Source organism: Paraburkholderia sp., assembly GCF_036488505.1.
Taxonomy (GTDB): Bacteria; Pseudomonadota; Gammaproteobacteria; order Burkholderiales; family Burkholderiaceae; genus Paraburkholderia.
The window spans coordinates 1-3949 of sequence record NZ_DASXHN010000387.1; the positions used below are offsets into that span (position 1 = coordinate 1).

Below are 3949 nucleotides of genomic sequence, written 5' to 3' on the forward strand. Positions count from 1 at the left end.
GCCGGCAGGATAACGCCCTTTGCCGCCAGCGCCTGGATGAGTTGTGCGTCACGCATGTTGTGTGGCTCCTTTGAGTGCGCGGTGGCGGGTTAGGCGTTCGTCGACGAGATCGTGATCGTCTGGCCGACCGTCACGGTTTCGTCGATGAGGAAGAACGGCGTCTGCACGGTGGTTGCGGGGGGCGAGCCTGGCGCGCCGACGATCGTGTGACCGGTCAGCGTATCCCACCAGATTTGCGCGCCGCGCGACGGGGTGCCCGTCACGACGTCGGCCGATGCGAAGAAGTCGCCCGAACCCCACAGCGAGACCGGCTGGCCCGCGAGGATCGTGTAGCCGCTGTCCGCGAGGAACGTAGAGATCTGGCCGTTCATCTCGCGATGCACGAAGCCGATGCGCGAGGAAGCCGACGGCGCTGCGGCCGGGACCGACGTTACCGTGCCCGCTGCGTTCAGTTCGGCAAACTTGCCGATCGTCACGCCTGCCGAGTCAGCAACCATCTTGCCGGTGATCGACAGCTTGTAGATCATCGGGTTCGACGATGCGAAGTCACCCGGCAGACCGACAGCGGGGTTGATATACACTTGCTGCTGAAACGAGTTCGTCATGTTAGACGCTCCATTTTCCGTGAAGAGATAAATCCGTTTGCGGGCTTAGCCCTTGACGGTGATGCGCGACAGGTGTTGCAACAGCGACTTCTGATTTGCGTCGATACCGCTCGAGTCCATCGCAAGCTCAGGATTCGGGCGCACGCCAGCGGCGGCCATAGTCGCGGCTTTGTGAGCACGCCATGCCACGCCAGCCATGCCGCGTGGAATCTGCTTCACGTCGACACCGACCTGCTTGAGTGCTTCGCGGTAGATCGCGCCGGCGCTATCCATGCCGTAGACCGGACCGAGCACGCCGAGCACTTCGCGCTTCGCAGTCTCGACAGCGGCAGCGCGGACGCGTTCCTGCTTCACGGCAGCGGCGACATGCGCCTTGACCGTCTTTGCGTCCATCGCGCCGAACGGCGTGTCTTTGCCGCGCGCCGACGTGCCGCCTTGCGTGCCTACGCGCATCGTGCGCGCTGCGCCATTGTCTGCGCGCTGTTCCGGCGCCGGGTTGCTGCCTTCGCCTTCCGACTCGCCCGGTACGGCGCGTTCAAGATCGAGTTCGTCTTCAGCATGCTGGACCTTTTCGTCCTGCTCGCCGTCTTCGTCCTCATCCTCTGCCATTTCGTGTTCGCTGTCTTCCGCGCCTTCGCCGTGCATCGGGCCAGCTTCCGGCTCGTGCTCTTCCGCGCCGCGGTGCTCGCTGGTCGGCGTGCCACCGTCGGTGTCTGCGGCCTGTTCATCAGGCGCAGGCGCTGCTGCACCGCCGCCCTGGCCGCCAACGGCTTGCAGGATCGCCTGATGCTGCTGCGTCATCAGTTGAACCAGTTCTTTCAATGCGGCGCCAACTTGCGCCATTCCGTCGCCACCCGCAGCCGGCGCAGGAGCGGCGGCAGGCGGTGCGTCGTTAGCGCCGGCCATAGGCGCAGCGCCCGGCTGACGGCCGTTCATGATATCCGGCATGGTGTCATTTCCTTGTAAAGAGGGATCTGGCATATTCGGGTTCCGAAATGCGCTGTCTGCAACGTGTGCGCCAGACGCGCGTCCGTCGTCCACGAGTGCTACGTGATTGCCGCGAATCTGCGACATGCGCAGATCGTACGGCTTGCCATTCGCTGTGCCACTGCGGCGCACCGGCTCGTACCGGTAGCCGCAGGACAGGTCGGCCAACTGGTCCGACTCAATAAGGTCGATCGCGCGCCCGTCCGACACGAGCAGGTCGCCGCGAAGTTTCTTGCCGTCAAAGTACACGCTGTGCACACTACCGGCCTGATATTCCTTGCGCGGGTCGTCAGCGGTCTGCGCGACATGCTTGATCATGAGCGGCACGCCCTGGAACGATTCAATCGTTGCCTGCGAACCAAGCTCTTCGGGATCACGGTATAGCTCGTAGACCTTTTCCGGGTCGAGCCCAAGCGATTCCCAATCGACGACTTCCTTGCCGTAGTACGGATTCACTTCGGCAGTGGACAGCACGCAATCCTTCACACGCATGCGTCCGTCTGCGTCAAAAGAACGCGCGGTCTGCCTGTCGAATGCGAAAGTTGTGCTTGCCATAGTCGTGCAGTATTGAACTAGCCGCATCTTACACCCGCGCGTTAGTCATGTGCAATTGGATCGTCACATCCGATAGCTAGATTTAACCGGCCTTGTCGGACTGCTTCAGCGTGTACGCGCCGCTGAATCCGGGAACCGGCGTCAGGTCGGACAGTTCGAACTTCGGCCCGCGGCCGATCGCCGGAATAATCGAGACGCTCGTGCACGCGCAGCGGATCGCCTCGCCGGGTAGGACGTGTCCGAATTTGTCATTGAAGTCGATGCCCTTCGATGTGTCGAATATCCAGTCTTCGCGCGACGCGCGCAAGTGGTTGACACGCGGTTCTTTGCCGGCATGTGAGTGTTTCCAGTACGCGAATTTGATGTCGAGTTCGCGCTGCCGTGCGCTGTTCATCTGCGCGCACGCCTTGTTCGACTGATCGGTCGCGATCAGCGCGGCGCGGTTCGTCGATACCTTGCCGGTTTTCTTGATCTGTTCGGCCATCGTCGCCAGATCGCGGCCGGCGAGATAGTTCCGCGTGACGATGCCTTCAACGTCCGTGTGATAGTCGGCCGCGATCGACTTGATCAGCGCGACATTCTCTTTCACCTTCACGTCAAAAATCAGCTTCTGGCTTGGCGTCAGCGTCAGGTCGATGTCGAAGCCTGCCGAGCGCAGGCGCGACGTCCACCCGCGCGTATTGACAGCGTAGAAGTCCGTGATCGCGTCGGTCGCGACCTTGCGCGCGAAGTCGTCGAAGTACTTCGCCCAATACTTGCGCAGCCGGTCAAGCTCCGAGAACAGCCGGTTCTGCGCCCCCTTTGGCGTGCGCGGCGCTGCGTCCTGCGCCAGATCGGGCAACTTGCCCGCGTCGACGTTCGCCTCGACGGCCTGCTCGTACGCGCGCTCGATCCACCAGTTATAACTAGCGGTCATGTTCGCAATCATTTTCCTGATCGCGCGCGTATAGGCCGTTTCCGCCTGATAGTTCGGCGCGATATGCGGAAGCTCGATTGCCTTGTTCGTCGGCGAGCGCACTTCCGGCATGTCAGTGATCGCCCTGTTCGTCAGGCGTGCCCGCCTCGGCAGGGTTCGCCGTTGGCGTTGCGACCGACTGCGGCGCGCCGCTTGCCTGCTGCGGCAGCGATTCGATCGCGGATTGCGGCTCAGTCTGCGCGGTCGTCGCGGCGGGTGCATCGTCGAGCAGCGGATGCGTCGGGCCGGTCAGGGCGAGTAGATCGCCACCGGGCGCGACAATATCCGCGCCTGCGCCTGCGGGTGCGCCGCCCATGTCGGTCGTTTCGTCCACGATCCGGCCAGTAATACCTGCGATATCGTCGTCGGCAACGTCAGACATATCCGCCGTGCTCGACAGCAGGCCGCTGTACGGCGAGTTTGGATCGGAGTTAAGGCGCTGCGCAACCTGTTCGGGCGACACGACGCCCTCTTGCAGATACTTCGAATCGGTGTCGGCGTCCTTGTTGTTCTTGTCCGACATTTCAAGCGCGGTCAACTCGAGCAGCGGCGCCCAGTTCCATTGGATCGAGTCGTCGACTTCGCCGAACAGCGATAGCTGCACGAACGTCGCCACGTCGTTCATGAGCGCGCCCATGACGTTCGTCTGGTAGCCGCGCACGTAATCGTAGAACACGCGCAGTTCGCCTTCACTCGACGCGTTCAGCCCCGTCGGCGTGATGCCGAGCAAGACGATCAGCGGGATGTGCGATACGGCCGACTGCTGTTCTTGCGCCTGCGCCTGGAGCGCGTCAAGGCCGCCGAGCGGTGTCGAAAACTGAAAAAACTCTTCCGTCGCCATATCCAG

At 62.6% G+C, this 3949-nt stretch carries 4 protein-coding genes; all 4 read right to left on the minus strand.

The window, feature by feature from the left end; translation table 11 throughout:
• Positions 1 to 89: 89 nt before the first annotated feature.
• Positions 90 to 605 carry a structural cement protein Gp24 gene (locus VGH68_RS22730; RefSeq protein ID WP_331605963.1) on the minus strand — a complete coding sequence of 172 codons (516 nt, stop codon included), beginning with the start codon at positions 603 to 605 and terminating at the stop codon, positions 90 to 92.
• A gap of 45 nt (positions 606 to 650) precedes the next feature.
• Complete coding sequence (locus tag VGH68_RS22735; protein ID WP_331605964.1) at positions 651 to 2174, minus strand: DUF2213 domain-containing protein; 1524 nt, start codon at positions 2172 to 2174, stop codon at positions 651 to 653.
• A gap of 55 nt (positions 2175 to 2229) precedes the next feature.
• Positions 2230 to 3174 carry a hypothetical protein gene (locus tag VGH68_RS22740; protein ID WP_331605966.1) on the minus strand — a complete coding sequence of 315 codons (945 nt, stop codon included), beginning with the start codon at positions 3172 to 3174 and terminating at the stop codon, positions 2230 to 2232.
• A 1-nt stretch (position 3175) separates the two neighbouring features.
• Positions 3176 to 3949, minus strand: a 774-nt coding sequence (locus tag VGH68_RS22745; RefSeq protein ID WP_331605967.1) for an anti-CBASS protein Acb1 family protein, incomplete at its 5' end; no start/stop codon positions are given.

Coding starts and splice junctions, on each gene's coding strand:
- VGH68_RS22730 (WP_331605963.1), bottom strand. CDS start 605: ATGACGAACTCGTTTCAGCAGCAAGTGTATATCAACCCCGCTGTCGGT.
- VGH68_RS22735 (WP_331605964.1), bottom strand. CDS start 2,174: ATGCGGCTAGTTCAATACTGCACGACTATGGCAAGCACAACTTTCGCA.
- VGH68_RS22740 (WP_331605966.1), bottom strand. CDS start 3,174: ATGCCGGAAGTGCGCTCGCCGACGAACAAGGCAATCGAGCTTCCGCAT.